Genomic DNA, 24,308 nt, shown 5'->3' on the forward strand with positions numbered 1-24,308 from the left:
CCTTGATCGAAATCCGCGACCTGCAACTGCTCAGCGCTTTGGCGCGGCATCGGCATTTTGCCAAGGCGGCCGAGGAGTGCGGGATTTCACAGCCTGCGTTTTCTATGCGCATCCGCAATCTTGAGGATCGGTTGGGTGTCTCCATCGTCCGCCGCGCCAACCGCTTTCAAGGGCTGACCGAAGAGGGCGAGATGATCGTCCAGCGGGCGCGGCGCATTCTGGACGACACCAAGGCGCTGGAACAGCAGGTGCTTGCTGCCAAGGGCGAGATTACGGGCACACTGATCCTTGGCGTGATCCCGACCGCAATCGCCTTCACGGGGCGGTTGGTCAAAAGGCTGCGTGACGCGCATCCTCGTATCGTCACACGCATTGAAACCATGTCCGCCACCGCAATTCAACACCGGCTGGACGAAGGCAGCCTTGATGCCGGGGTAACCTATGGTGACAGCATCGGTACCGATTTCCGACAGGTTCAACCCCTTTACGAGGAAACCTATGTGTTGTTGGTGCCCACGCATTTGACGGACCAGACCGGCCCGATTCCGTGGGCGCAGGTCGCAGAATTTCCGCTCAGCCTATTGGAGCCGCAGATGCAGAACCGGCGAATTCTGGACCGGGTGTTTGCCGAACAGGGGCTGCACCCTGACATCGTGGCCGAAACCAGCGGTTTCACGGCTTCGATGGTCATGGTGCGTGAAGGGCTGGCAGCGACGGTTGTCCCTCGGGTTTTGGTGCGCGCGCTGGGCGATTTGAAGGGAACGAAAGTGTTGCCGCTGATTGAACCTGTTGTCAGCAAACCGATTTGTCTGGCAACCCTCAGCCGGGATCCCGAGCTGCCAACCGTCAAGGCTTTGCGGGATGTGGTGACCTCTTTGCGGTGATAAGGCGTCGTTATCGTGCGATTGCGAAAAGCGATTTGACGATATGTTTGCCTGATGAGAGACGGAACCTCAATCGGAGGGCATCATGGCACCATTAGATACCAAGCCATCAGGCACACCCAAGGGCGTCTGGAAGTCAGGTAAAGGCAAGGGGCGGCACACACCCAAGGGCCGTCAGTTCACGGATGAGGCGCAGGCTGAAATCACACGCCTGCTGGGTGATCGCCCGCGTCGCCGCGACCTGCTTATCGAGTTTTTGCATTTGATTCAGGACGAACACGGTCATATCAGCGCCGACCATATTGCGGCGCTTGCCGTGGAAATGCGGATCGGTCAGGCCGAGGTCTATGAGACCGCGACTTTCTATGCCCATTTCGATGTGGTGAAAGAAGGTGAGACGCCTCCTCCGGCATTGACCATCCGGGTTTGTGATTCCCTCTCCTGCGAAATGGCCGGTGCCCAGCAGTTGCAGAAGGCGCTGGAAGACGGTTTGGACCCTGCCGAAGTTCGCGTTGTTCGCGCGCCCTGCATGGGGCGTTGCGATACCGCTCCGGTATTGGAGATTGGCCACAACCACATCGACCATGCGACCCCCGAAAAGGTGCAGTCGGCGATTGCGGCAGGGGACACCCATGCGCATCTGCCCAACTATGAGACCTTCGAGGCCTATGAGGCCAACGGCGGCTACACCAAGCTGAAAGATCTGCGCGACGGCGGGAACTGGGAAGAAGTCCAGGAAACTGTTCTGGCCTCGGGCCTGCGTGGTCTGGGCGGTGCTGGCTTCCCGTCGGGCAAGAAATGGGGCTTTGTTCGCATGAACGACGGCCCGCGCTATCTGGCCGTGAACGGCGATGAGGGTGAACCCGGCACATTCAAAGACCGCTATTACCTGGAGCGCACACCGCATGTCTTCTTGGAAGGTATGCTGATCGCGGCATGGGCGGTCGAGGCCGAGACCTGTTTCATCTACATGCGCGACGAATACCCGGCAGTACTGGAAATTCTGCGTCGTGAGATTGCGGCATTGGAAGATGCCGGTATCGTCGCAAAGGGTTACATCGACCTGCGACGGGGTGCCGGTGCCTATATCTGCGGCGAAGAATCCGCGATGATCGAATCGATTGAGGGCAAGAAAGGCCTGCCGCGCCATCGTCCGCCGTTCGTCGCGCAGGTTGGGGTCTTTAACCGTCCGACCTTGGTGCACAATGTCGAGACGCTTTATTGGGTCTCAAAAATCTGCCGCGAAGGGCCGCAGATTCTGAACTCTGTTGAAAAGAACGGCCGCAAGGGCCTGCGCAGTTATTCGGTCTCGGGGCGTGTGGCGAAGCCGGGCGTTTACCTACTGCCCGCAGGTTCGACCATTCTTGATGTGATTGATGCCGCCGGCGGCATGGCTGATGGCTATGTGTTCAAGGCGTATCAACCGGGCGGGCCGTCGTCAGGTCTTCTCCCCTCGGGCATTGACGACGTCCCGCTCGATTTCGACACGCTTCAGCCGCTTGGCACTTTCATCGGGTCTGCCGCCGTTGTGGTTCTGTCCGATCAGGACACCGCCCGCGATGCTGCGCTGAACATGCTGCGGTTCTTCGAGGATGAAAGCTGTGGCCAGTGCACCCCCTGCCGGGCAGGCTGCGAAAAGGCGGTCAAGCTGATGCAGGCCGACAAGTGGGATACCGATCTGTTGGAAGATTTGTGCCAGGTCATGGGTGATGCCTCGATCTGCGGTCTGGGGCAGGCGGCCCCGAACCCCATCCGTCTGGTCATGAAACATTTCGCTGACGAAATCTGAGGGAGACAGAGCCATGCTTGACGCAAGCCCAACCAAGACCGTCACCTTCAACCTGAACGGCGATGACGTCACTGTGCCCGAGGGCACCACGATCTGGGAAGCGGCCAATGGCCGGGGCCTGGTGATCCCGCATCTGTGCCACAAGCCTGCACCGGGATACCGCCCCGATGGCAACTGCCGCGCCTGCATGGTCGAGGTGGAGGGCGAGCGTACTTTGGTCGCCTCGTGCATCCGCCCGGCGGCCGATGGGATGGTGGTCAAGACCGACACCGACCGCGCCGAAAAATCGCGCGCCATGGTGATGGAATTGCTCGTGGCTGACCAGCCCGAGCAGCCGCATGACCTATCCAGCCATTTCTGGGATATGGCCAAGTTGAACGATGTCAGCAACAGCCGCTTTCCTGCGAAAGAGGCCGAGAAAATCCCGCTGCTGGATGACAGCCATGTGGCGATGCGTGTCAATCTGGATGCGTGTATCAACTGCAATCTTTGTGTTCGGGCCTGCCGCGAAGTGCAGGTGAACGACGTGATTGGCATGGCCGGTCGTGGTCATACGGCGCAGGTGGTGTTTGACCAGAATGACCCGATGGGTACCTCCTCCTGTGTTGCTTGCGGTGAATGTGTTCAGGCCTGCCCCACCGGTGCGCTGATGCCTGCGACCGTGCTGGACGAACAGCAGCAGGGGGACAGCAAGGATTACGATAGCGAGACCGAAAGCGTATGCCCGTTCTGCGGTGTGGGCTGCAAGGTGTCGCTGAAGGTCAAGGACGGCAAGGTGAAGTATGTCGAGGGCATCAACGGCCCCGCAAACGAAGGTCGTTTGTGCGTCAAAGGTCGCTTTGGCTTTGACTACATCCACCACCCACACCGCCTGACCAAACCGCTGATCCGGCGCGAGGATGCGCCCGCCAAGGGGCTGAACGTCGATCCGGGCGATCTGTCGACCCATTTCCGTGAAGCGACCTGGGAAGAGGCGATGGATCTGGCCGCGACCAAGCTGATGGCCCTGCGTGCCAAAGACCCACGCTCGGTTGCAGGCTTCGGTTCGGCCAAGTGTACCAACGAAGAGGCGTATCTGTTCCAGAAGTTCATCCGTCAGGGCTTCAAGCACAACAATGTAGATCACTGCACCCGTTTGTGCCACGCCTCATCCGTTGCGGCGCTGATCGAGAATGTGGGTTCGGGCGCGGTGACGGCGACCTTCAACGAGATCGAGAACGCCGATGTGGCGATCATCATCGGTTCAAATCCGATCGAGAACCACCCTGTCGCGGCGACCTATTTCAAGCAGTTCGCCAAGCGTGGCGGCAAGCTGATCGTGATGGACCCCCGAGGCGTTGGTATGCGCAAGTTCGCCGACGAAATGCTGCAGTTCCGCCCTGGCGCGGATGTCTCGATGCTGAACGCAATCATGAACGTGATCGTCGAGGAAGAGCTGTATGACAGCCAGTACATCCATCGCTGGACCGAGAACTGGGAGGCCGAGAAAGAGCACCTGCGCGCCTTCACGCCCGAAGCGATGGCACCGATCTGTGGTATTGAACCGGATCAACTGCGCCGGGTCGCCCGCACCTTTGCACAGGCCAAAGCGGGCCTGATCTTCTGGGGCATGGGCGTCAGCCAACATATTCACGGCACCGACAACTCGCGCTGTCTGATTTCGCTGGCTCTGATGACCGGCAATGTCGGTAAACCCGGCGCAGGCCTGCACCCGTTGCGAGGGCAAAACAACGTGCAGGGCGCATCGGATGCGGGCCTGATCCCGATGTTCCTGCCGGACTATCAGTCGGTGACTGACGACGGTGTTCGCGCCAAGTTCAATGATGTCTGGCATTCGGATGACTTTTCGAACGAGAAGGGTCTGACGGTGACCGAGATCATCGATCAGGCATATGCGGGCAACATCAAGGGCATGTATATTCAGGGTGAAAACCCGGCCATGTCCGATCCGGATGTGAACCACGCCCGCGCGGCACTGGCCAAACTGGATCTGATGATCGTGCAGGACATCTTCCTGACCGAGACGGCGAACTATGCCGATATCATCCTGCCTGCCTCGGCGCTCTATGAAAAGAACGGCACGGTGTCGAACACCAACCGTCAGGTACAGCGTGTACGGCCTGCCGTTACCCCTCCGGGTGAGGCGCGCGAAGATTGGAAGATCACGGTTGAGCTGGCACAGCGCATCGGGCTGAATTGGGACTACACCGATGTGTCGCAGGTCTTTGCCGAGATGAAACTGACCATGGCGTCGCTTGACAACATCACGTGGGAGCGTCTGGAGACCGAGACGATTACCTACCCGTCGCTCAGCGAAACCGATCCGGGTCAGGCCATCGTGTTCGGGGATGGTTTCCCCCGTTCGGGCGGCAAGGCGAAGTTCATTCCCGCCAGCGTCATTCCGCCGGATGAGGCCCCGGACGAGGAATACCCGATGATCGCCACCACTGGCCGTCAGCTGGAACATTGGCACACCGGCTCGATGACCCGCCGGTCCAATGTTCTGGACGCGGTGGAGCCGGAGGCGAACTGTTCGATGAATCCACGTACGCTCAAGCTTATGGGAATCGAGCCGGGCGATATGATCCGCCTGACCACACGTCGTGGTTCGATTGAGATCATGGTTCGCGCGGACCGGGCGATTGCCGAGGATATGGTGTTCATCCCGTTTGCCTATGTTGAGGCGGCGGCGAACATTCTGACCAACTCGGCCATCGACCCTTATGGCAAAATCCCCGAGTTCAAATTCTCGGCCATTCGCGTCGAAAAGATCGAAAGCGCAGTTGCGGCTGAGTAAAACCAACACATATCAAGCAAAGAAGGCGGCCAGATGGGTCGCCTTTTTCTTTTCTTGACAGGCGCTTGCGCTCGACCAACCCTGTCGTAGATGTTGGTGGAGGAATTTCTTATGGCACGCCGTTTCGTCGATCTGTCCGTTCCGTTGGAAACCGGGATCGTGTCTGACCCGCCAATCATGTTGCCGCAAATTGAATATCTGACCCATGATCAGACGGCAGAACAGGTCATGTCTTTCTTTCCGGGTCTGGAACGGCAAGACCTGCCGAACGGTGAAGGATGGGCAATCGAACGGTTGCAGATCGCGACCCACAACGGCACGCATCTGGATGCGCCGTATCACCATCATTCCACGATGAACAAAGGTGAACGGGCAATAACCATCGACGAAGTGCCGTTGGAGTGGTGCATGAACCCCGGCGTCAAGCTGGACTTTCGGCACTTCGAGGATGGGTATGTCGTTACCGCGGCAGATGTCGAAGCCGAATTGAAGCGCATCGGCCACGACCTTTGCCCGCTGGATATCGTCGTGGTCAACACTGCTGCAGGGACACGTTATGGCGCGCCGGATTATCTGGCCAAAGGATGTGGAATGGGGCGCGAGGCGACGCTTTTTCTGACTGAACGTGGCGTGCGTGTCACCGGCACCGACGCATGGAGCTGGGATGCCCCGTTTCCGCTCACCGCTCAGGAATACGCTGAGACCCGAGATCCATCTATAATCTGGGAAGGCCACCGCGCGTCGATGGACATCGGGTATTGCCACTTGGAAAAGCTGACCAATCTGGAAGATTTGCCGCCCTCAGGGTTCGAGATTTCCTGTTTCCCCTTCAAGATTAAAGGGGCCTCTGCCGGATTTGTCCGGGCAGTTGCAATATTTGACGAACAAGACGCGCAGTAAAGGGGGCCAGATGCAGCCGACTACGACACCTCCTGGCGGGCATGATGGCCCGTACGCTGCGCCGGTGGAAATTCGCGGCTTTGAAGTACGGCCCGAATGGATCGACTATAACGGCCATATGAATGTTGGGTTTTACGGTGTCGCCTTTGACATGGCGTTGGAAAAGCTGATGGTTGACCATCTCGGGCTGGGCGAGGTGCAGGTCAAGGCGTTGGGGCAGGGGCCTTACATCCTGCAGTCTCATCTGCATTTCGTGCGGGAGGTCAAAGACGGTTCATCGTTTTATTTCAGGTTCCGTATGCTGGATGCTGACAGCAAGAGAGGACATTATTTCGCACAGATGCTTTTGGCAGAAACTGACGAGATTTGCGCGACGCAAGAGGCGCTTTTTATGAATGTCAGCCACAGCTCCGGGCGCTCCGAGCCCTATCCGGATTGGGCAGCGGCGCGTCTTGCGCAAATGGTGGATGACCATAAGTCTCTGGGACTGGCTTCGCAGATCGGCCAACCGATAGGAATTCGCCGGGAATAATTTTGGAGGTCGGAAGCGATCCTAATAGTCCTTTGAAAAGAACACTCCGATGCCCGTTTCGCCGCGACCGTCAACCGTGCCCTTGACCGAGAAATTGTCGGTGACATCAAGGTTCAGGTTCACCTCGGTATCGCCTTCGGTATTGACGGTAAAGTCGGTATAGAGGTTTTCACCCAGATAGGCCCCGGCACCCAATCGGCCCGCGCCACCGTCTGACGCACCAACATCAATCGTATCAACACCGGTAGAGTCGCGTAATCCCTTGGTCGCGTCCCCTCCAGCACCGCTGAGTTGCGCCAGCGACGCGGCCATCTGAGCAATCAGGAAGGGTGAGATTTCCGAGAACCTGTTCCCAAAGAGCAGCATCGCCAGTGCCTCTTCCGCCGGGCGTTCGGGATCGGAAAACACGCTGACCTCGGGTGAATCCAGCGGCCCTGCGATTTCGATGGTCGCGGTGCCGTCCGAGGTGCTGGCAGAGGATTCAAACTCGATATAAGGCGTCAAGTCACCCTGTAGGGTCACGATGCCTTTGGTCAGGGCCAGCCTGCGGCCCAGAATATCGAAATTACCGCGGATCAATTCAATCTGACCTGATGGGACCACCGAGGTCGTGGTGCCACCAATGGAAATCCGGCCACCCAGTTCGGCATTTACACCGCGCCCCCGTACGAACACGGCTTTGGGTGCCAGCAAGTTGATGTCCAGTGCTATTCGGGACGTGCGTTGCCCCTTGTCTTCGGTGGCTACCAGACCTGCACGCTCACGCGTGATGAAACTGGCTCCGCTTTCGTTGACATGCTGTATCTCAGGGATCGGTGCGGCACCTACAGCCCCCGAAGCCGCAGCGAGGTTGATATTGGTCTCACCAAAGGTGATCTGCCCGGCCAGCGAACTGTTCCCGGCTAAGGCGCCGGTCATCGCAATCTGGCCATTCAAAGTTGTCTCATACAAAAGCCGGTCGGTCAGGACGAGGTTGTCGATTGTTGTCTTGATCTGCGCGTTGAACGGGGGCGTCAGATCGACAGGTCCATTGACGGTAAAGCCACCACCGGCCCGCACACCACCGTTCAGCGTGATGGTTGCACGGCTTTGCGCCAGGTCCACCTGTCCGTTGATCCCGGTGATGGTCTGGCCTGCACCGGGAAGTGCAAGGGATGTTCCCGAAGTGGTAATCGACCCGCTTAGGGATGCCAGATCAGCCGGGCCCTTGAGGGCCAGATCAAAACGTGCGGACCCTTCAATCTTGTTAGGCGTGATGAAGACGTTTGCTATCCCCAGGTTTACGCCACCCTTCGCTGAAATATCTGCATTGCTGCTGGTTTCGTCAAAGGTGCCTGCAACCGTACTGACGATGTCTGCGGGACCTTGCGCCTTGGCGTCGATGGTCCAAACGCCACTGTCCCGCTTTGCATTGCCCGCAGCGGTAAGGGTGCCGGGAAATTCTGGCACAAACCTTTCGATGCGGTTGAACTTGGCATCGAAGTCCAGATCAGAGGATCCATTTGTGTCCACCGTACCGGACACTTTGGCATAGGAACTCTCTGGCCCAAGCAAGTGTGCGGTTCCTTCGAGCCCGGACCGTGTCGGAGCGACGTTGCCGTCCAGTTTCAGAGGCCCGGAGAGTGTTTTTGACAGCCGCCCCAGATCATCCAGCGCTGCGGAAAAGGTCAATCCGCCGGCATCGCGGTCCAGTTTGCCGGATGCATCCGCAGAAAGGGCGGTGCCGATCAGCTGGAATGTGCGAATATTCAGACCGGCCTCGTCATTCACCGCATCCACCGTCAGGTTCGTTCGCCCCTGGATCAGGTTGTCAACTGCATTGATGCCGGATTTGATGTCATCAGCAGCCAAGTTGCCTTTGATGTCAAATGCCTTGCTGCCAACCGTACCTTTGCCTGCGACGTCCGCGATGATCGAACCTGCAAGATCTCGCCCGGCAAGAGTTGAAAAAGTTGACAGGTCCGGGACGTTCAGACTGACCTGCCCGTCCACGGCCAATGCATCCGTCGGATCATCAATTGTTGCCGCGGCGCTTGCCACAATGGCTGAACCTTTGATCACCGCGTCGCGGATTTCAATCTGCTTCTGGCTCAGCGCGCCGTCGAAATTTATCTCGGTCCGACCGACCAGCAGCGGGTCAATCTCGGGTAGGCCCGTTTTGATGTCCCGGCTCATCACGCTGGCTGTGCCATCAAACTCGAGCGTCTGAACAGTGCCTTTGCCGTCCAGTTTCGCCTGTACCGCACCGCCAAGCTCACGTTTGGCGAGGCCCGAGAACACGGAAAGATCCCGCGCGTTGACTGTTGCTTGCCCGTCAATCGTCACGCTGCCGTCAGGGGTGGTAACCGTACCATCAGCCTGCGCGCGCAGAGTATCGCCGATCAGCGTAAAATCCCGGATCGTTACGCCATCTGGACCGCGTTTTGCGTCCAGCGTGATTGTTGTGTTGCCCCGGATCACTGGGTCAATGTCATCGCGCCCTGTGGAAAGACCGCGCCCTTCGACCTCCAGCTTGCCATCGAAACTGCCTTCAAGCGGCGAACCCTGGCCCGTGAGCCGGGCAGAGGCCTGACCGCCCAGTTCCAGCTGCGCCAGACCCGAAAACCGTGCCAGATCGGTCGCCTGCAATGTCGCGGTTCCATCGACGGCCAAACCACTGGACAAGCCGCTGATCTCGGCATCAACGCCCAGTTCATAGTCCGAGCCGACCATCTCGACCCCGGACACGTTCAGGGTCAGATCCCTGCCATACTGGAACGTACCGTCCAGCGTAATGCGGTCTCCAATAGCTGCGTTCAGGGCATCGTCAGTCAGGTCGATACCGTCCAAAGCAGCTTGCAAATCACCGTCGATCCGCAAAACGTCACCCTGTTCCAAAGTTCCCTGCGCCGTAATTTGCGCGCGTTGCAGGTTCAGGGTATCGGATTTTACCGCGTTAGCGGTCAGACTTAGATCCCAGAGATTGCCGTTTTTCTCATCAAACAACGCAGAGACCTGCGCAGCTTCGATCGATGTGTCGCCACCTGACAACGGAAGGACGACGCTTTGCCCCTCGGGCGGTGTAATGCGTCCTTGCAGGGCCGCCAGTTGCAGCCGACCGCCCGGCGCCAGTTGCAGCGCCCCTTTCAGGTTCAGTGCCTGAGAACTGAGTTCCAGATCACTGATATCCAACGCGCCTTCAGGCAGGGTCCGTCCATCCACGATCAACTGCGTTTTGGGGCCGAAAAACGTATCCATTTTTTCAGCAACAAAAGGTGTCAGGTCACCACCCAGATCCGCGGTAAAGGCGATGCCCTCCTCCGCGCTAGCCGCGGCTGTTGGGGCCGAACGCAACCGAACCTGTCCGGTCACTCGTGGCTGCCCATCACTGCTCAGGCCGATATCGGCCGTAAAATCCGTCACCGGCCCGGACCCTTTCGCGGACAATCCGATCGGGGGACTGTCCGGCATTTTCAAAGCGGTCGAGATCAGACCCCCCGCGGCTTCGGTGACCTGAAGGTCAAGATCGATCTGGCTGTCAGTGTTCCTAAAACCCGCAGCTATGGAGATTTGATCACCGGCCCGATCCAGTCGGGTGATGTCCAGTTTGGTGTCCAGCGTCCCGTCGGCCAGCGACAGGTTGCCATTGACGGCCAGTTCCGCCGCAACGCCGATCAAAGGTTTGCCCAAGGCCAGCTCGCCAATGTGGATTTCGCCGATTTCGATGGCCACGGGCAGTTCAGGCAGTTGAAAAGCTTGGGTCTCGGCAGAAGCGGACGGTGTGTCCTTGGTCGTGGTGCCCGGCGCACGGGCGACGTCGATTTCTTGTGCGGTCAGCGCGTTGACCGAGAACCGCCCACGAATCAACGCCAACCGGTTCCAATCCAGTTCCGCTCCCCGGATGGTCAGCCAGACCCCTTCATCATCGGCCACCGTGATCTCGGTAATGGTGGCGCGTGAACTCAGCGCGCCTTGCAGACCTTTGACGGTAACATTCTGATCGTCGCCCGACAGCGTGTCCTGTAGGAACCGCTCGATCATGCTACCGCCTTCGTCCTCCTGCGCGGGGCCGGCCACTGGCACAAGCATCAGCGTGCCAATCAGCAGAAGGTATGAAAGGTGCCGCCTCAAAACGCTTGCCCGATCCCGATATAGAATTGCAGACCATTGCCGCTGGAGCCGCTTACCGGGAAGGCCAGGTCAAACCGCAGGGGTCCGAAGCCGCCCAAATCATATCTTACGCCGATACCGGCACCTGCATGATCTTCCGCGCCACTTCCTATAAAGGAAGAGGTATCGACGACACCGTAGTCGTAAAACCCAACCAACGACAGAGAATCTGTCACCTTGCCCCGGATCTCGCCTGAAAGTCCAAGGAACGATTTGCCGCCTGCGACACCGGTCCCGACCGGGATGCCAAGGCTTTCATAGGGTTGCCCGCGCACGGTTCCTGCACCACCGGAAAAAAACAGAAAGTCGGGTGTAACGCCATCTGCTGGCGGGCCAATGACTGATCCAAGTTGCGCCCGCGCTGCCAGCACAACCCTGCCGCCGGTTCCAAGGCTGGTATAGATCCGGCCGTCGACAAACAGGCGAATGCCCGTATCGGTGCCGGAAAAGCCAATGAAAGGCATGACTTCGGAATCCAGATAATAGCCGCGCGTGGCGCTGACTTTATTGTCGCGTTCATCCCTTTCCGAGCGGAAGGGCAGGATAAAGTACCTGAACTTGCGGCCACTTCCATAGGCGTCGTCAGCATCTGACCACTGTAACCCAGCCGAGGCTTCGGCATAGAGCGTGTCCGAGAATGTGCGGCGCGCACCATATGCCACAGACGCAACCGATACATTGTAGTTTTCAGTGTTGCGGCGCTCCAGCAACACGTTCCAGAATGTATTGTCGTCCGGACCCAGACGATCGGGCTGATCCAGACGCAATCCGATCCGCCCATCAAGATCTTCGGAACCACCGATATTTCGTATCGCGGCCTCAAAACGCAGACGCTCCGCGCGTTTGAACATGTTTCGATGTGTCCAGGTCGCGGTCACGTCGAGACCGTCGCGCGAGGCCAGCTCGAGCCCAAAGGTCAGCTGACGCTTTGGTAGGTCTTCGAATGTGGCGTCGAAATCCAGTGTCCCGTCGGGGTTTGCTGTCTCATGTTCCTGCAATGAGACGACGTTGAACGTGCCGGTTCGGCGCAAACGCGTTCCAACCTTCTGGATTTTTTCTGGTGAGTAAACTTCCCCGCTTGGGAAACCGGCGATTTTTTCGATGGACCGGTGGCGCACATCCGTGTCGCCCTTAATGAACATTCTGCCAAACGTCAGCCTGCGCCCCGGGTCCAGATCAATCTGCGCATCCAGACGGGCCTGTGCGTGACGGGCGATAATGGTCTGATCCTCAATTTTTGCTTTTGCGTGGCCTGCATTCCGCCAACCCTGCACACCGTCCGAGCCTGCTTTTTGAATGACCCCTGTTGTTGCTAGTTTGCCGGGGGCGAAACCTTCGGGCAGCACGGTGCCAGACGCCAAGGGCTGAACAATGGCCGTGCCGAATTTGAAGCTTGGCCCGGTTTCAACGGTAATTGCGGCCCTGTTGATCTGGGCTGGCACAGTCAAAGAGCTCAACTCAGCGGCTTCCTGCCCGTCAAGCTTAATGCTGACAACCGGGCTGAAATACCCTTCGTCATACAAGATCTGCACAAGCGTGCGGTAATCCGACAAGGCGGCAGACAGGATCTCAAGTGGCGTATCCAGACCCCGCTCTTCCGCTGTTGTCACCGATGATGTCTTTTTCAGACGTTCAACAAGTTCCTTTGAAGCGCCCGGCGCCGTCAGAGAGGTTTCCAGCGCCATCAGAGCGGTCGGGGTCAGTGCCATGACAATGGCACTCAGCCAGCACTTCAAACGGCCTTGCGGCATGCGCTCTTGCATGAATAGCCCCAACTGTCCCAGTTCCAGATCTCAGCTACCGTGTGATGCACGGTCTTATAGTGTCAGGTTAGAACATCTGAATGCCGTTGGGAAAAGGGATAAACGCGGGATCGGGAAATTTTGGTCGAATTGTCCCGGCCTTTGCTGACACAATCGCTTTGCCGCACCTCGATTGGCAGACCGGAATTGCCGCAGTCCGGGCCAAAGCCAACCGTATACAACCAATGTCCTGGCCAGTCCTTGGCTTCGGCCCTGTGTAATTCACTAGGCAAACGGGCGGTTCTTCGGTATTCCCAATATATTGTCAACTGGTATCAAAAAAACCGAAAAAATGTCCTATCTCGACAACATCCGAACCTTTGTCAGGGTTTACGATCTGGGCAGCATGTCTGCGGCCGGGCGAGATCTGAGGATTTCGCCAGCGGTGACATCGGCGCGAATATCGCAGCTTGAGGACCATCTGGGTGTACGTCTGTTCCAGCGCACCACACGTAACCTGTCCCCGACAGAGCAGGGAAAAGCATTCTACCCCGGTGCGGTGGCGGTTCTGGATGCGGTGGACGAGGCCGAGGCTCAGGTCACGCATCTGACCGAGGCACCGCGCGGGTCGTTGTTCGTGGCGTCTCCACTGGGGGTGGGGCGGCGATTGCTGGCACCGCATGTGCCTGAATTTCTTGCAGAATACCCCGAGATTGATGTCCGCTTGCGCCTGACGGATCGCTCGGTTGACCTGACGACGGAAGGTCTTGATCTGGCGTTTTTCATTGGCCAGCCCGAGGACAGCACGTTGCGTATTCGCAAGATTGCCGACTGCCAGCGTGTATTGTGTACTGCGCCGGATTATGTGGCGCGGCGCGGTATGCCTAAAACCGGAGCTGACCTGATTGCCGACAAGCATGAATGCCTGAATCTGCGCTTTCCGGGTGCGACCGAGTTTCAGTGGATGCTGAAAACGACCGATGGTCCGAAACGTTTTGCCGTGTCCGGGCGCTTCGAATGTGATGATGGGGATGTTTTGACGGACTGGGCGTTGTCCGGTCAAGGCATTGCAATGAAGCCGGTTTTCGAGGTGGCCGAGCATCTGAAATCCGGTCGCCTCGTACCGGTTGCGACGGAAACTCCGCCTGTTCCAGTTCAGATGGCCTGCCTATACACGCATCGGCGCCATCAGGACCCAAAGGCACGCCTGTTCATGGATTTCATGATTGAACGGATCAGTAAGGTAGTCCGCGTTACAGAATACCCTATCGCGGGGCCTAAACCATAGGCACTGACCCGACGCTGTGCACGAAGGTAAGTCCGGTCACGGCGCGGCCATCAGGCAGGCCACGTCCAGCATGCGGGCCGAAAAGCCCCATTCGTTGTCGTACCAGCCAAAAACGCGCGCCTGATTTTCACCGACCATGCGGGTTTCTGGCCCGGCGATGACCAGCGATTCCGGGCGCGCCCGCAAATCGGAGGACACCAGCGGCATATCCGTCCAACCCAAAACCGGCGACGCGTCAATGGCCTGACGCAAAGCATGATCGAAATCCTCGGCCCTCATGCCGCGTTCCAATGTGACCACGAGGTCGACCGCCGAAACGCTGGCTGTCGGGACGCGAACTGCGGCCCCCGAGATGCGCCCGGCCAGATGTGGAAGGACCACGTCGATCAGGTGTGTGGCGCTAGACGTTGTCGGAACCATGGACAACGCACCAGCCCGCGACCGGGCAAGGTCGCCGCGCGGGGCGTCAACCATGGGCTGGCTGTTTGTATAGCAATGGATGGTTGTCATATGGCCTGACAAAACACCACCAATGTGGTCCAGCACTTTGACCAGCGGTGCAAGCCCATTGGTTGTGCAAGAGGCGTTCGATACGATCCGGGCGCTGCCCAACTGATCCTCGTTCGCCCCCAGAACGACGGTTATGTCGGCCGCGGGCGAAGGGCCCGAGATCAGGACCTTGCTAGCGCCCGCAGATAACCCGCGACGCGCCACGTCGGATGTGCGCGCGACCCCGGTACAGTCCAGCATCACGTCAACGCCGGACAGGTCAACGCGTGTCAGATCGACACTGTGGGTCATAGGAACAGAGCGCCCGTCCACGATCAGCGTTTCATCCCCCTGTGACACATCGCCGGGATAAGGGCCGAAGGTGCTGTCGTATTTGAACAGGTAAGCGCAGGTCTCCAGCGGCGCGATGTCATTGATCAACACCAGCTCGATATCCGACCCTTCGGGCAGGGCCAGAACCTGCCGCAGGATCGTGCGGCCAATGCGGCCGAATCCGTTTATCGCGAGTTTCATGCGCAAGCTATGGCAGGGCGTCGGGGCGACCTCAATGCCTGATCAGCAACAGCTTACTTGCAACTGACCTGAGAAAAGAACTGACCCGAGATATTCTGGTACATGCTGTTGAAGATCACCTTGCAGCCCGTCGCTTGTTGAATGGCAACAATAGCTTGCGTCGTGCGAAGGCGTGGGGGCGGGCCGAACGGGTTCAGGTTGTTGTTGTCGCGTGTGGCGCGATAAATGACCGGTGCGTCAGCGACCTGTGTCACAGCCCAGTTGCGGCTCATGACGAAGACGGATTTGGTCTCTTCCCCCGCAATGGCGGGTGCTGTGTGTAGGATTGCAGAGGTAGAGAGTACGGCAACGGGTATCAGGGCAAGGCGCAGTTTCATGGACAAATCTCCAATGCACTAAACAAGAATTTACCTGGAGTTCAGCAAATTCCGACCCTTGTGTGAAGCCCTGGGATAAAAAATCACTGCGATTTCCAGCCAGACCAGCGTTTAGCGGTGCGACAGGGACAGGGGCATATGCCGGTTGACGTCCTTGTAAAGCAGATACCTGAATCGACCCGGCCCCCCTGCGTAACAGGCTTGCGGGCAAAAGGCGCGCAGCCACATGTAATCTCCGGCCTCAACTTCGACCCAGTCCTGATTGAGACGATAGACCGCTTTCCCTTCCAGAACATAAAGCCCGTGTTCCATCACATGAGTTTCGGCGAAGGGAATGACCCCGCCCGGTTCGAAATTGACAATGTTCACATGCATGTCATGGCGCAGGTCCTGTGGGTCTGCGAACCGCGTGGTGGACCATCGGCCTTCGGTCCCCGGCATTTCGACTGGCGTCACATCGCGTTCATTGGTGATGATCGGGTCTGGCGCGGGCAACCCGGGAACAGCATCATAGGCTTTGCGGACCCAGTGGAACCGGGCTGCCGTCTGGCCAGTGTTCCGCAATGTCCAGTCGCTGCCGACGGGGATGTAGGCATAACCGCCTGTCTCCAACACATGGTTTTCCGAGTTCAGTGTCAAAGTCACTGTTCCTTCGACGACAAAAAGCACCGCCTGAGCTTGCGCGTCTGTCTCTGGCTGATCGCTGCCGCCGCCGGGCTGCACTTCCATGATGTATTGCGAGAACGTTTCGGCAAATCCGCTGAGCGGGCGTGAAAGAACCCACAGGCGTGTTCCTTCCCAGAACGGCAGATAGCTGGTGACGATGTCGCGCATCGTACCTTTGGGAATGACCGCATACGCGTCGGTGAACATGGCGCGGTCGGTCAGCAACTGGTTCTGGCCGGGATGGCCGCCGGTCGGGGCGAAGTAGGTCGGATGGGTCATTTGTCTGCCTCGGGATCGTTTGAATGGCACTATGGGCACAAAGGCGCGGCGCTATTAGGTCCTGACGCGCGATAGGTTTGTTCGGGATATTTTGAAGGTCGGCACCCCGGGGCTTGGCCCTGCTGAAACAGAGGTATATCCTTGGTCACAAATGATTTCAGTTCTGTGAGGCCCCTATGAAAGCCCAGTTGTTACCCATCATTGCCGCGTGTGGCGCCCTTTTGATGACCGGTTCCGCCGACGCCAAGTCACTCTCCCGAATCATAGCTGAGATGGGGCTGTCCCCGGCAGACTTTGAAGTGGTTAGTGAAACCTCGAATGCGCTTTTGAACAATGGCACGCCCTCTGTAGGGCAGGAACGGTCCTGGCAAAACGACGAGACCGGCTCAAAAGGAACGATCAGGGTGCAAAACGTTCAGGGCAACTGCGTCGGCCTTCAGCATGTCATCCAGCCGGAAGGCAGCGATCAAAGCCGAGAAATCAGAACCCGCCGGTGTAATGACGGTAACGGAAACTGGATCCTGACACCCTGATCTCTGACTTGGCTATCAGTACCCGAGGTCCCGGCTGACTTCGTGCAGCAGGGGATCGCCGGATTTGAGCCTGTGGTAGTTCTCGGCCACATCCGACAGTGCATCGCCCAGATACCAGCCCGAGACGTGCGGTGTGATCGTCACAGCGGGGTGCCGCCACAAGGGGCTGTCCTTCGGCAGCGGTTCCTGTGATGTGACGTCCAACACCGCATGGCCCGGAGAACCGTTATCCAGCGCCGCGATCAGTGCCGCCTCGTCAATCAGGTTTCCGCGTCCGGCGTTCAACAACTGACTGCCCGGCTTCATCGCGGCCAGCGTCTGTGCGTCAAACAGACCCACGGTTTGCGGCGTCGAAGGCAGGATGGCACAGACGTGATCACATTGCCCCAATAGCCGAGGCAGCGCGTCTTGCCCATGCTGGCAGGTGACACCATCGATGGACTTTGGTGAGCGGCTCCAGCCCATGACCTGAAACCCGACGGCACGTAACATGCGGGCAGTGCGGGCCCCGATATGGCCCAGACCCAGAACGCCCACAACCGTATCAGGTGTGAAAACGGGCGCGCGCGGCAACCACTCGGCGCGACTCTGGGATGCCTCGTGAAAGACCATGTGGCGCTGAGCGCGCAGAATATAGGCGAGAAACCATTCGGCAATGCCCTGCGCAGGCGCGTCTGGCTTCAATCGCGCCACACGGATATGCGGAGGCAGGTCCGGATGGCCAACTATGGTCTCAACCCCGGCCCCCAGCTTCTGAACCAGTTTCAGGTTGGGCAGCTTCGTCGGGTGATTGCTTTGCATGCTGACTACCGCCAGCATCGTAATGTCGTTGGGGTCGCCCAGCGTTTCGGGTGTGCGGATGTCGGCACCAGGCGCCAGGGCCTGTAAAGTGGCGGCGATTTCCTCATCCCCAATCCAGTCCGACAGCCCGGTTTCAATCAACAACGCCATATGCGAACCCCACTTGGATTTGATGTGGTGACGTCCCGTCACAGCGGTGGACAGGATCAGGTCTGTTAAGCCATCCTCGTGCCTAAAAGTACAGCCCGGTTTCAAAACCCGAAAAGGACAGTTTCGTGAAGATACCACTCACCGCGCACCGGGGAAACCACGTTACATCGCAATCGGTTACCGGTATGAGTGAGCCGAGGCACACAACGCAGCGAATGACCAGAGGGGACTGATGGCAGGGCTCGACTTCACGGATCAGACCTATTTTCATCAGCGCGAGGATGGGGCGTTTGTAGGACATGATCCTGCACGCGGTCCGTGGTCTGCCGATCATTGCCACGCAGGGCCGGTCAGCGGGTTGATAGTGCGGGCAGCGGAAACTGAGGTTGGCCCCGAAAAGATGCTGACCCGCCTGACAGTTGACCTGTTGCGCCCTCTGCCCTTGGCCGGGTTGCGGGTTGCCGCAGAAACCACGCGCCATACCAAGACGCTGGCGACCACACGGGTTACGGTGCACGACCTGGATGACACACTCTGCGCCACGGCCACCACCATGCATCTGGCGCGACGCGATCTGGGCGCGGTGGCAAACGTCGAAATCAGTGCGCCACAGTTGGAAGACGCAGTAGAAGGTCCTTTTCCAATCGGCGAGATTCGTCATGATTTGAAGGGGTTTGCCCACTACAGTGACATCCTTTATCCCAAAGACGGCAAACAGGGGGCCGGACCGAAAACGGTCTGGATGCGCACCCCAAAGCTGTTGAGCAGCGAAGATCAGTCGCCCATTCAGGCACTGTGCCCGTTGGCGGATTGCGGCAATGGAATCTCGTGGAATGCTCCGACGTCGGAGATGGGGTTCATGAACACCGATCTGACCGTGAATATCCACCGCGAACCGGTGTCAGATTGGCTGGCGTCCCGTTCGGTTTCACACTGGCAACCTACGGGCATCGGCATGTCTCAGTCGGTGCTTTTTGACACGCAGGGTCCTGTAGGGACGGCCCTGCAAACACTGGTGCTGTTCCCGCCAGTCTGAAGGTCGGCTGGTTTTCGCAGGCGTGTGTAAAGGCCGTTGTCGCCGTGTCCCTTCAGACCTATCTTGCGCATATGCGCTGGCTGTTCACTGTCATGACCTGTTGCCTGCCGATCCCGGCCCTGTCGCACCCGCATGTCTTTATCGACACCGGGCTGGAATTCATCGTGGATGAGGCCGGTCACCTGACCCATATCCGGGTGACTTGGGCATATGACGAATTCTACTCTCTGCTTGTTCTGGAAGACATGAATTTGGATCAGGATGCCGACGGCATTTTGACGAAAAGCGAAGAAGAACGTCTGAGCGGGTTCGATATGCAATGGGTCGAGGGGTATGACGGCGACCTCGTGCTCACCAAAGACGGAGCGCTGGTTGCTCTGTCCGGTCCATTAGAGCCCAGTGCGACAACGGAAGATGGGCGGGTCGTGACCACCCACATGCGCGCGGTCGAAGGCGACGCGATACTTGCCACAGGGCTTTCCGCCAAGGCATTTGATGAGTCCTTCTATACGGCCTACGAGATTACGCGCCCTGTAACCGTGACGGGCCCGGCTTTATGCCGGGTGGATCGTAACGATCCCGACATAGACGGGCAGCTTGCACAGATGCAGGCGTTTCTGTTGACACTGGACGCGGATTACGACCTGGAGGAAAACGATATTCCATTGGTTGGTGAGAACTTTGCGACTGAGATCCTCGTTTCATGTCCCGTTTCCTGATTGTTCCGGTCGCTCTGGCCTTCGGTTTGCTTCTTTGGTTCTGGGGCAGTGGTGGGTTTGACAGCCTGGCAAGTTGGGCAGCCGGAGAGCAGCGGGACTTTCAGAACCAGATAGCGCGGTCCTTGCGTGCCGCGCGTGCGGAACAGCCTCAGGCGGTGGCCACGCTTCTGACCGTCTGTTTCGCCTACGGGTTCTTTCATGCCGTGGGTCCGGGCCACGGGAAGGTTTTGATCGGGGGCTACGGTTTGGGTCGGCGTGTTGCCTTCTGGCGGTTGTCGGCGATTAGCGTATTGTCCAGTTTTGGACAGGCGGTGATGGCGGTTGTGCTGGTCTACGCGGGGGTGCTGGTCTTTCAGATGTCCCGCGAAAGCCTTGTTGGGACGACCGAACAGGTGATGGCTCCGATCAGCTACGGAGCCATTGCGTTGATTGGGCTTTGGTTGGTTGTACGGTCTGTGCGCAATTTCGCACGACAACGAAAAAAGCATGTCCCTAACGATCACACCCATCAGCACCATCATGATGACGGAGACTGCGCGGAGTGCGGCCATCGTCATGGTCCAACCGCGGACGAGGTTGCGAATGTCGGCACATTGCGCGAAGCCCTGATCCTGATCGCAGGCATAGCTGCACGGCCTTGTACCGGTGCCTTGTTTGTACTGATCCTGACGTGGCAAATGGGCATCGCCATGGTGGGGATCGCGGGTGCTTTTGCCATGGCGCTTGGCACGGCGACTGTGACTACGCTGGTCGGGTGGACGTCTTTTGGTCTGCGCGGCGGGCTGCTGGCTTCGGCTTCGGCCACGCGCTTTGCGTCGATTTTGGCACCCAGCATCGAACTGGTGGCAGGACTTACAATTGCGGTGATTGCAGGCGGGTTGCTTCTGCGCGCGGTTTAGATCAGTCGAACACCGGTTCCGGGTATCCGACCCGCGCCAGATAAAGCCCCTGCGGCGGACATACCGGCCCGCAGGCAGCGCGGTCGGTGGCTTCCAAAGCCTCACGCACGTTGTCCGGGGTCCACGCTCCCGCCCCGACACGTTCCAGAGTGCCAACGAAACTGCGCACCTGATTGTGCAGGAACGACCGGGCGCGCACGTGGAAATGAACCTCGGGGCCGGAAAAGCCCTCGACCCGTTCAACGCGCAGTTCATCAAGGGTTTTGACCGGGCTGGCCGCCTGACAGATGGAGGACCGAAAGGTGGTGAAATCATGCCGGCCCAGCAGCATGTTTGCCCCTTCCTGCATGGCGTCAACATCCAACTGGTGGCTAATCTGCCAGACCTGTCCCCGGTCGTGGGTTGCAGGCGCACGGCGCATCAGGATGCGGAACAGATATTGCCGTTCAACCGCTGAAAACCGCGCGTGCCAATCCTCGGCCACTGGGGCGGCCTTAACGATAGCCACTGGAAGAGGCTTGAGATGATAGTTCAGCGCCTCAGACAGGCGAAACGGGTCCCATTCCATTGCCATGTCGCAATGGGCAACCTGCCCCAGAGCGTGAACACCGGCGTCTGTGCGCCCTGCTGCGGCAATTGTGTGGCCGCCCGGCTGAATTCGGGAAAGCGCCTGTTCGATGGCACCTTGCACGGATGGTTGATCCTTTTGCCGCTGCCATCCGGCAAACGGCTCCCCCTGGTATTCAACTTTCAACGCATATCTGGGCATGTGCCGCTGGTACAGCGCAGCGCAGGATCGGGCAAGGGGGCGAAAGCGCTGGTATGTGCCGCGACCGCTACCTATCTTGGGTAAAAGGAAAATTGCGGGGCGGCGGATTGGTCATCTCTTCACTGGCAGACAGTCTTGCGCGTGGCGTCGAAAGTATCGGCGACAGCGTGTCCGAGACATTTTTCGAGCCGGTCATCCGTTTGGGTGTCACCGGGCTGGCACGATCCGGCAAAACAGTATTCATCACTTCGTTGGTTGCCAATCTGTTGGATCGGGGCCGTATGACCGGGCTTGTTGCGCAGCAGGAGGGGCGGATCAATGCCGCCTTTCTGCAACCCCAGCCGGATGACACTGTGCCCCGGTTCGATTATGAATCGCACCTGTCTGCCCTGACGGGACCGACACCGCACTGGCCAGACAGCACGCGTGCGGTGTCTGAATTGCGTTTGTCCTTCAAGGCCCGTCCCGCCGGGCTGCTTGCCGGGTTGCAAGGGCCGCGCACGGTCCATTTGGATATCGTCGATTACCCAGGCGAATGGCTGCTGGATCTGGCCTTGCTGGACAAATCTTACGCAGACTGGTCTCAGGAAACTCTGGCACGGATCGAGACCCGTGCGGAGGCTGCCGCGTATCTGGCGTTGGTCCAAAATACAGACCCGTCGGTAGGGCACGACGAACCTGCCGCACAAGCTCTGGCCGCGTCGTTCACCGCCTATCTCAACGCAGCGCGCGATGCCGGGTTTTACGACTGTACGCCGGGACGTTTCCTTCTGCCGGGCGATCTGGCGGGATCTCCGGTGCTGACCTTTGCACCGCTGGCAATCACTGGCTCGTCGCGGCGCAGGACCCTTCAGCGCGAGATGGAACGGCGGTTTGAAGCTTATAAATCTCAGGTCGTGAAACCGTTTTTTCGGGATCACTTCTCGCGGATTGATCGGCAGGTGGTTCTGGTTGACGCGCTGGGCGCAATTCACAAGGGTCCTCAGGCCGTTGAAGATATGCGCCGCGCGATGGCCGATATCCTGTCGGCTTTTCGTCCGGGCCGGAACGCATGGCTGAGCCAGCTTTTGCTGGGCAAAAAGGTCGAACGCATCCTGTTTGCAGCGACAAAAGCGGACCACCTGCACCACACGCAACATCCCCGCCTGACCGCGATTATCGAGGCTTTGACGCGCGAGGCGCGCAATCGTGCGAATTTCGCCGGGGCCCGGACCGCGGCCCTGTCTCTGGCATCGCTGCGTGCAACGACCGAAGAGATTCGCAGCCACGACGGAACCGATCTGCCATGCGTGCGTGGTACTTTGTTGGACAGCGGCAAACAGGCCGCTTTCTATCCCGGAGACTTGCCCGAGGATCCGGCGCATCTGTTGGGTCCGGCGCGAAATGGAGCGGAGAGTTGGTTGAACGAAGACTATGGGTTCATGGCCTTTGCCCCGGCAAAACTAACCCTGAAACCCGGTGACGGCCCTCCGCATATCCGACTGGATCGTGCGGCGCAGTTTCTGATCGGAGACAGATTGTGATCGCGACACTGCGCCCCGCACGCACCACAGATGCCGGTACAATCGGTACGATCCTGCACGGCTTCGCCTTGGAAAACGACTGGATGCCCAAACTGCACAGCTGTGCTGAAACCATCGCCTTTTGCGGCCGGATGATTGATCAGGATTGGGTCACTGTGGCCGAGGCAGAGACAGGTGTGGTCGGGTTTCTGGCGCTGAATGGTGGTGAAATCCATTCACTTTATCTGGATGCGCAAGCTCGGGGGCAGGGGATTGGTCAGCAATTGCTGGGTCACGCGAAATCAAGCCAGCGGCGGCTGGGCTTATACGCGTTTCAGGATAATTCCCGTGCCTGTCGGTTCTATGAGCGAAACGGCTTTGCCGAGGTGGCGCGCAGCGATGGGGCAGAAAACGATGAAAACCTGCCGGACATAAGGTTTGTCTGGCACAGCAGGGATGCGACAAATGGCTAAAGGTCCGGTTCTGATCGATCTTGACGATGATGAACCCGCTGCTGATGTCGCGCAGGCAAAACCGGTGCCGGATACTGTGCCGCCTCAGGGGCAGGCGATGCAAAGCGCGGCCCGACTGGCGGCCCGCAAACCCTCGGCCCTTGCGCGCTGGTTCTGGGGGCTTGCGCTTTCGGTGGTCGGGGCGGCCATATCGGTGGCTGCCTGGGATTTTGCAACCTCTCTGGTGGAGCGGACGCCCGTATTGGGTTGGATCGTTGCCGGACTGTTGGCTGCATTGGTTCTGGTGGCGGTGATCATCGCGCTGCGCGAGCTCGCGGCTTTGGGGCGGTTGTCCCGTGTTGATGGGATGCGCCGTGCAGCGGATATTGCATTGGCTGATGAAGACCTGGCTCAGGCGCGTGCCGTCACACATCGCATCATAGCATTCTACAAAGGGCGCGAGGATACCCGCTGGGGTCGTGAGCGATTGTCCGAGCGTATGGGAGAACAGTTCGATGCCGAGGCGCTTATAGTCCTTGCCGAGGATGAGCTGTTGGCCCCGCTCGACGCCGCCGCCAGCCGTGAGGTTGAGGCCGCGGCACGGCAGGTTGCCACCGTGACCGCTCTGGTCCCTCTGGCACTGGCGGATGTTGTAACGGCACTGGCTGCGTCCCTGCGGATGATCCGTCGCATTGCGGAAATCTACGGGGGGCGGGCTGGCACGTTGGGAAGCTGGCGTCTGACGCGTGCCGTCTTTGTGCATCTGGTCGCAACTGGGGCGGTGGCCGTTGGTGACGATCTGCTGGAACCTTTTCTTGGCGGATCCGTTCTCAGCAAATTGTCCCGACGGTTCGGAGAAGGTCTGGTCAACGGTGCGCTCAGCGCCCGAGTGGGCGTGGCCGCGATGGAAGTCTGCCGCCCGTTACCATTCTCAAAACGCCACAAACCCTCCACGCGGGGCATCATCAAGCGAGCCTTGCAGGGTCTATTCTCCAAGGGTTGATCCAGAGCAAAGCGTCAG

The 24,308-nt window shown here is 58.8% G+C and carries 20 protein-coding genes; 13 read left to right on the forward strand and 7 right to left on the reverse strand.

What is annotated here, in order from left to right:
- Window positions 1-2: 2 nt before the first annotated feature.
- The 5 genes from AC2FLU_RS13250 (at window position 3) to AC2FLU_RS13270 (ending at window position 6,902) form a co-directional block, all read left to right on the forward strand.
- Window positions 3-884 (forward strand): LysR family transcriptional regulator, encoded by an 882-nt coding sequence (locus AC2FLU_RS13250; protein WP_480476813.1) that lies wholly within the window; start codon window positions 3-5, stop codon window positions 882-884.
- A gap of 85 nt (window positions 885-969) precedes the next feature.
- Window positions 970-2,673, forward strand: a complete 1,704-nt coding sequence (locus AC2FLU_RS13255) for an NAD(P)H-dependent oxidoreductase subunit E (protein ID WP_496808823.1) — start codon at window positions 970-972, stop codon at window positions 2,671-2,673.
- A gap of 13 nt (window positions 2,674-2,686) precedes the next feature.
- Window positions 2,687-5,470, forward strand: a complete 2,784-nt coding sequence (gene fdhF, locus AC2FLU_RS13260; protein ID WP_496812005.1) for a formate dehydrogenase subunit alpha — start codon at window positions 2,687-2,689, stop codon at window positions 5,468-5,470.
- Window positions 5,471-5,581: 111 nt separating this feature from the next.
- Entirely contained in the window at window positions 5,582-6,370 is a 789-nt protein-coding gene (locus AC2FLU_RS13265) for a cyclase family protein (protein WP_496808825.1), read from the forward strand.
- Between the two features lie 10 nt (window positions 6,371-6,380).
- The gene (locus AC2FLU_RS13270; RefSeq protein WP_496808826.1) at window positions 6,381-6,902 is read left to right on the forward strand and encodes a thioesterase family protein; all 522 of its coding nucleotides are present in this window, start codon (window positions 6,381-6,383) and stop codon (window positions 6,900-6,902) included.
- Between the two features lie 21 nt (window positions 6,903-6,923).
- On the opposite strand, the gene AC2FLU_RS13275 is transcribed toward AC2FLU_RS13270, so the two are convergent.
- Both AC2FLU_RS13275 and AC2FLU_RS13280 read right to left on the reverse strand, forming a co-directional pair.
- Window positions 6,924-11,012 (reverse strand): translocation/assembly module TamB domain-containing protein, encoded by a 4,089-nt coding sequence (locus AC2FLU_RS13275; protein ID WP_496812006.1) that lies wholly within the window; start codon window positions 11,010-11,012, stop codon window positions 6,924-6,926.
- Window positions 11,009-12,814, reverse strand: a complete 1,806-nt coding sequence (locus AC2FLU_RS13280; RefSeq protein WP_496812007.1) for an autotransporter assembly complex protein TamA — start codon at window positions 12,812-12,814, stop codon at window positions 11,009-11,011. The genes AC2FLU_RS13275 and AC2FLU_RS13280 overlap by 4 nt, the downstream gene beginning before the upstream one ends.
- Before the next feature lie 331 nt (window positions 12,815-13,145).
- Between AC2FLU_RS13280 and AC2FLU_RS13285 the strand changes: the two genes are divergently transcribed.
- The gene (locus AC2FLU_RS13285) at window positions 13,146-14,081 is read left to right on the forward strand and encodes a LysR family transcriptional regulator (protein WP_480518770.1); all 936 of its coding nucleotides are present in this window, start codon (window positions 13,146-13,148) and stop codon (window positions 14,079-14,081) included.
- Window positions 14,082-14,117: 36 nt separating this feature from the next.
- On the opposite strand, the gene AC2FLU_RS13290 is transcribed toward AC2FLU_RS13285, so the two are convergent.
- The 3 genes from AC2FLU_RS13290 to AC2FLU_RS13300 all read right to left on the reverse strand — a co-directional run bounded on the left by AC2FLU_RS13290 (window position 14,118) and on the right by AC2FLU_RS13300 (window position 16,426).
- Window positions 14,118-15,104 carry a type I glyceraldehyde-3-phosphate dehydrogenase gene (locus AC2FLU_RS13290; RefSeq protein WP_480554518.1) on the reverse strand — a complete coding sequence of 329 codons (987 nt, stop codon included), beginning with the start codon at window positions 15,102-15,104 and terminating at the stop codon, window positions 14,118-14,120.
- Between the two features lie 53 nt (window positions 15,105-15,157).
- A complete protein-coding gene (locus AC2FLU_RS13295) occupies window positions 15,158-15,481 on the reverse strand; it encodes a hypothetical protein (protein WP_480554517.1) in 324 nt (107 codons plus the stop codon).
- A gap of 111 nt (window positions 15,482-15,592) precedes the next feature.
- Complete coding sequence (locus tag AC2FLU_RS13300; protein ID WP_480554515.1) at window positions 15,593-16,426, reverse strand: bifunctional allantoicase/(S)-ureidoglycine aminohydrolase; 834 nt, start codon at window positions 16,424-16,426, stop codon at window positions 15,593-15,595.
- A 176-nt stretch (window positions 16,427-16,602) separates the two neighbouring features.
- On the opposite strand from AC2FLU_RS13300, the gene AC2FLU_RS13305 reads away from it, so the two are divergent.
- Complete coding sequence (locus tag AC2FLU_RS13305; protein ID WP_480518776.1) at window positions 16,603-16,959, forward strand: hypothetical protein; 357 nt, start codon at window positions 16,603-16,605, stop codon at window positions 16,957-16,959.
- Window positions 16,960-16,974: 15 nt separating this feature from the next.
- On the opposite strand, the gene AC2FLU_RS13310 is transcribed toward AC2FLU_RS13305, so the two are convergent.
- The gene (locus tag AC2FLU_RS13310; protein ID WP_480554513.1) at window positions 16,975-17,910 is read right to left on the reverse strand and encodes a 2-hydroxyacid dehydrogenase; all 936 of its coding nucleotides are present in this window, start codon (window positions 17,908-17,910) and stop codon (window positions 16,975-16,977) included.
- Window positions 17,911-18,142: 232 nt separating this feature from the next.
- Between AC2FLU_RS13310 and AC2FLU_RS13315 the strand changes: the two genes are divergently transcribed.
- Genes AC2FLU_RS13315 through AC2FLU_RS13325 form a run of 3 tightly spaced genes read left to right on the forward strand, consistent with a single transcriptional unit; the run spans window position 18,143 to window position 20,564 of the window.
- The gene (locus AC2FLU_RS13315) at window positions 18,143-18,946 is read left to right on the forward strand and encodes a thioesterase family protein (protein WP_496715072.1); all 804 of its coding nucleotides are present in this window, start codon (window positions 18,143-18,145) and stop codon (window positions 18,944-18,946) included.
- A gap of 44 nt (window positions 18,947-18,990) precedes the next feature.
- Entirely contained in the window at window positions 18,991-19,665 is a 675-nt protein-coding gene (locus AC2FLU_RS13320; RefSeq protein ID WP_496715073.1) for a DUF1007 family protein, read from the forward strand.
- Entirely contained in the window at window positions 19,650-20,564 is a 915-nt protein-coding gene (locus AC2FLU_RS13325; RefSeq protein WP_480605039.1) for a nickel/cobalt transporter, read from the forward strand. The genes AC2FLU_RS13320 and AC2FLU_RS13325 overlap by 16 nt, the downstream gene beginning before the upstream one ends.
- 1 nt (window position 20,565) lies before the next feature.
- Here AC2FLU_RS13325 and truA read toward each other — a convergent pair whose 3' ends face one another.
- Window positions 20,566-21,333 (reverse strand): tRNA pseudouridine(38-40) synthase TruA, encoded by a 768-nt coding sequence (gene truA / locus AC2FLU_RS13330; RefSeq protein WP_480518784.1) that lies wholly within the window; start codon window positions 21,331-21,333, stop codon window positions 20,566-20,568.
- A gap of 107 nt (window positions 21,334-21,440) precedes the next feature.
- Here truA and AC2FLU_RS13335 point away from each other — a divergent pair, with 107 nt between their 5' ends.
- The 3 genes from AC2FLU_RS13335 to AC2FLU_RS13345 are packed head-to-tail and all read left to right on the forward strand — an operon-like array spanning window position 21,441 to window position 24,290.
- A complete protein-coding gene (locus AC2FLU_RS13335) occupies window positions 21,441-22,856 on the forward strand; it encodes a YcjX family GTP-binding protein (protein WP_496808828.1) in 1,416 nt (471 codons plus the stop codon).
- Window positions 22,853-23,308: a GNAT family N-acetyltransferase gene (locus AC2FLU_RS13340; protein WP_480473754.1), complete on the forward strand. Its 456-nt coding sequence runs from the start codon at window positions 22,853-22,855 to the stop codon at window positions 23,306-23,308. The genes AC2FLU_RS13335 and AC2FLU_RS13340 overlap by 4 nt, the downstream gene beginning before the upstream one ends.
- Window positions 23,301-24,290 carry a YcjF family protein gene (locus tag AC2FLU_RS13345; RefSeq protein ID WP_496808829.1) on the forward strand — a complete coding sequence of 330 codons (990 nt, stop codon included), beginning with the start codon at window positions 23,301-23,303 and terminating at the stop codon, window positions 24,288-24,290. The genes AC2FLU_RS13340 and AC2FLU_RS13345 overlap by 8 nt, the downstream gene beginning before the upstream one ends.
- Window positions 24,291-24,308: the final 18 nt, after the last annotated feature.

This window comes from Ruegeria sp. SAZD013, from assembly GCF_059612525.1.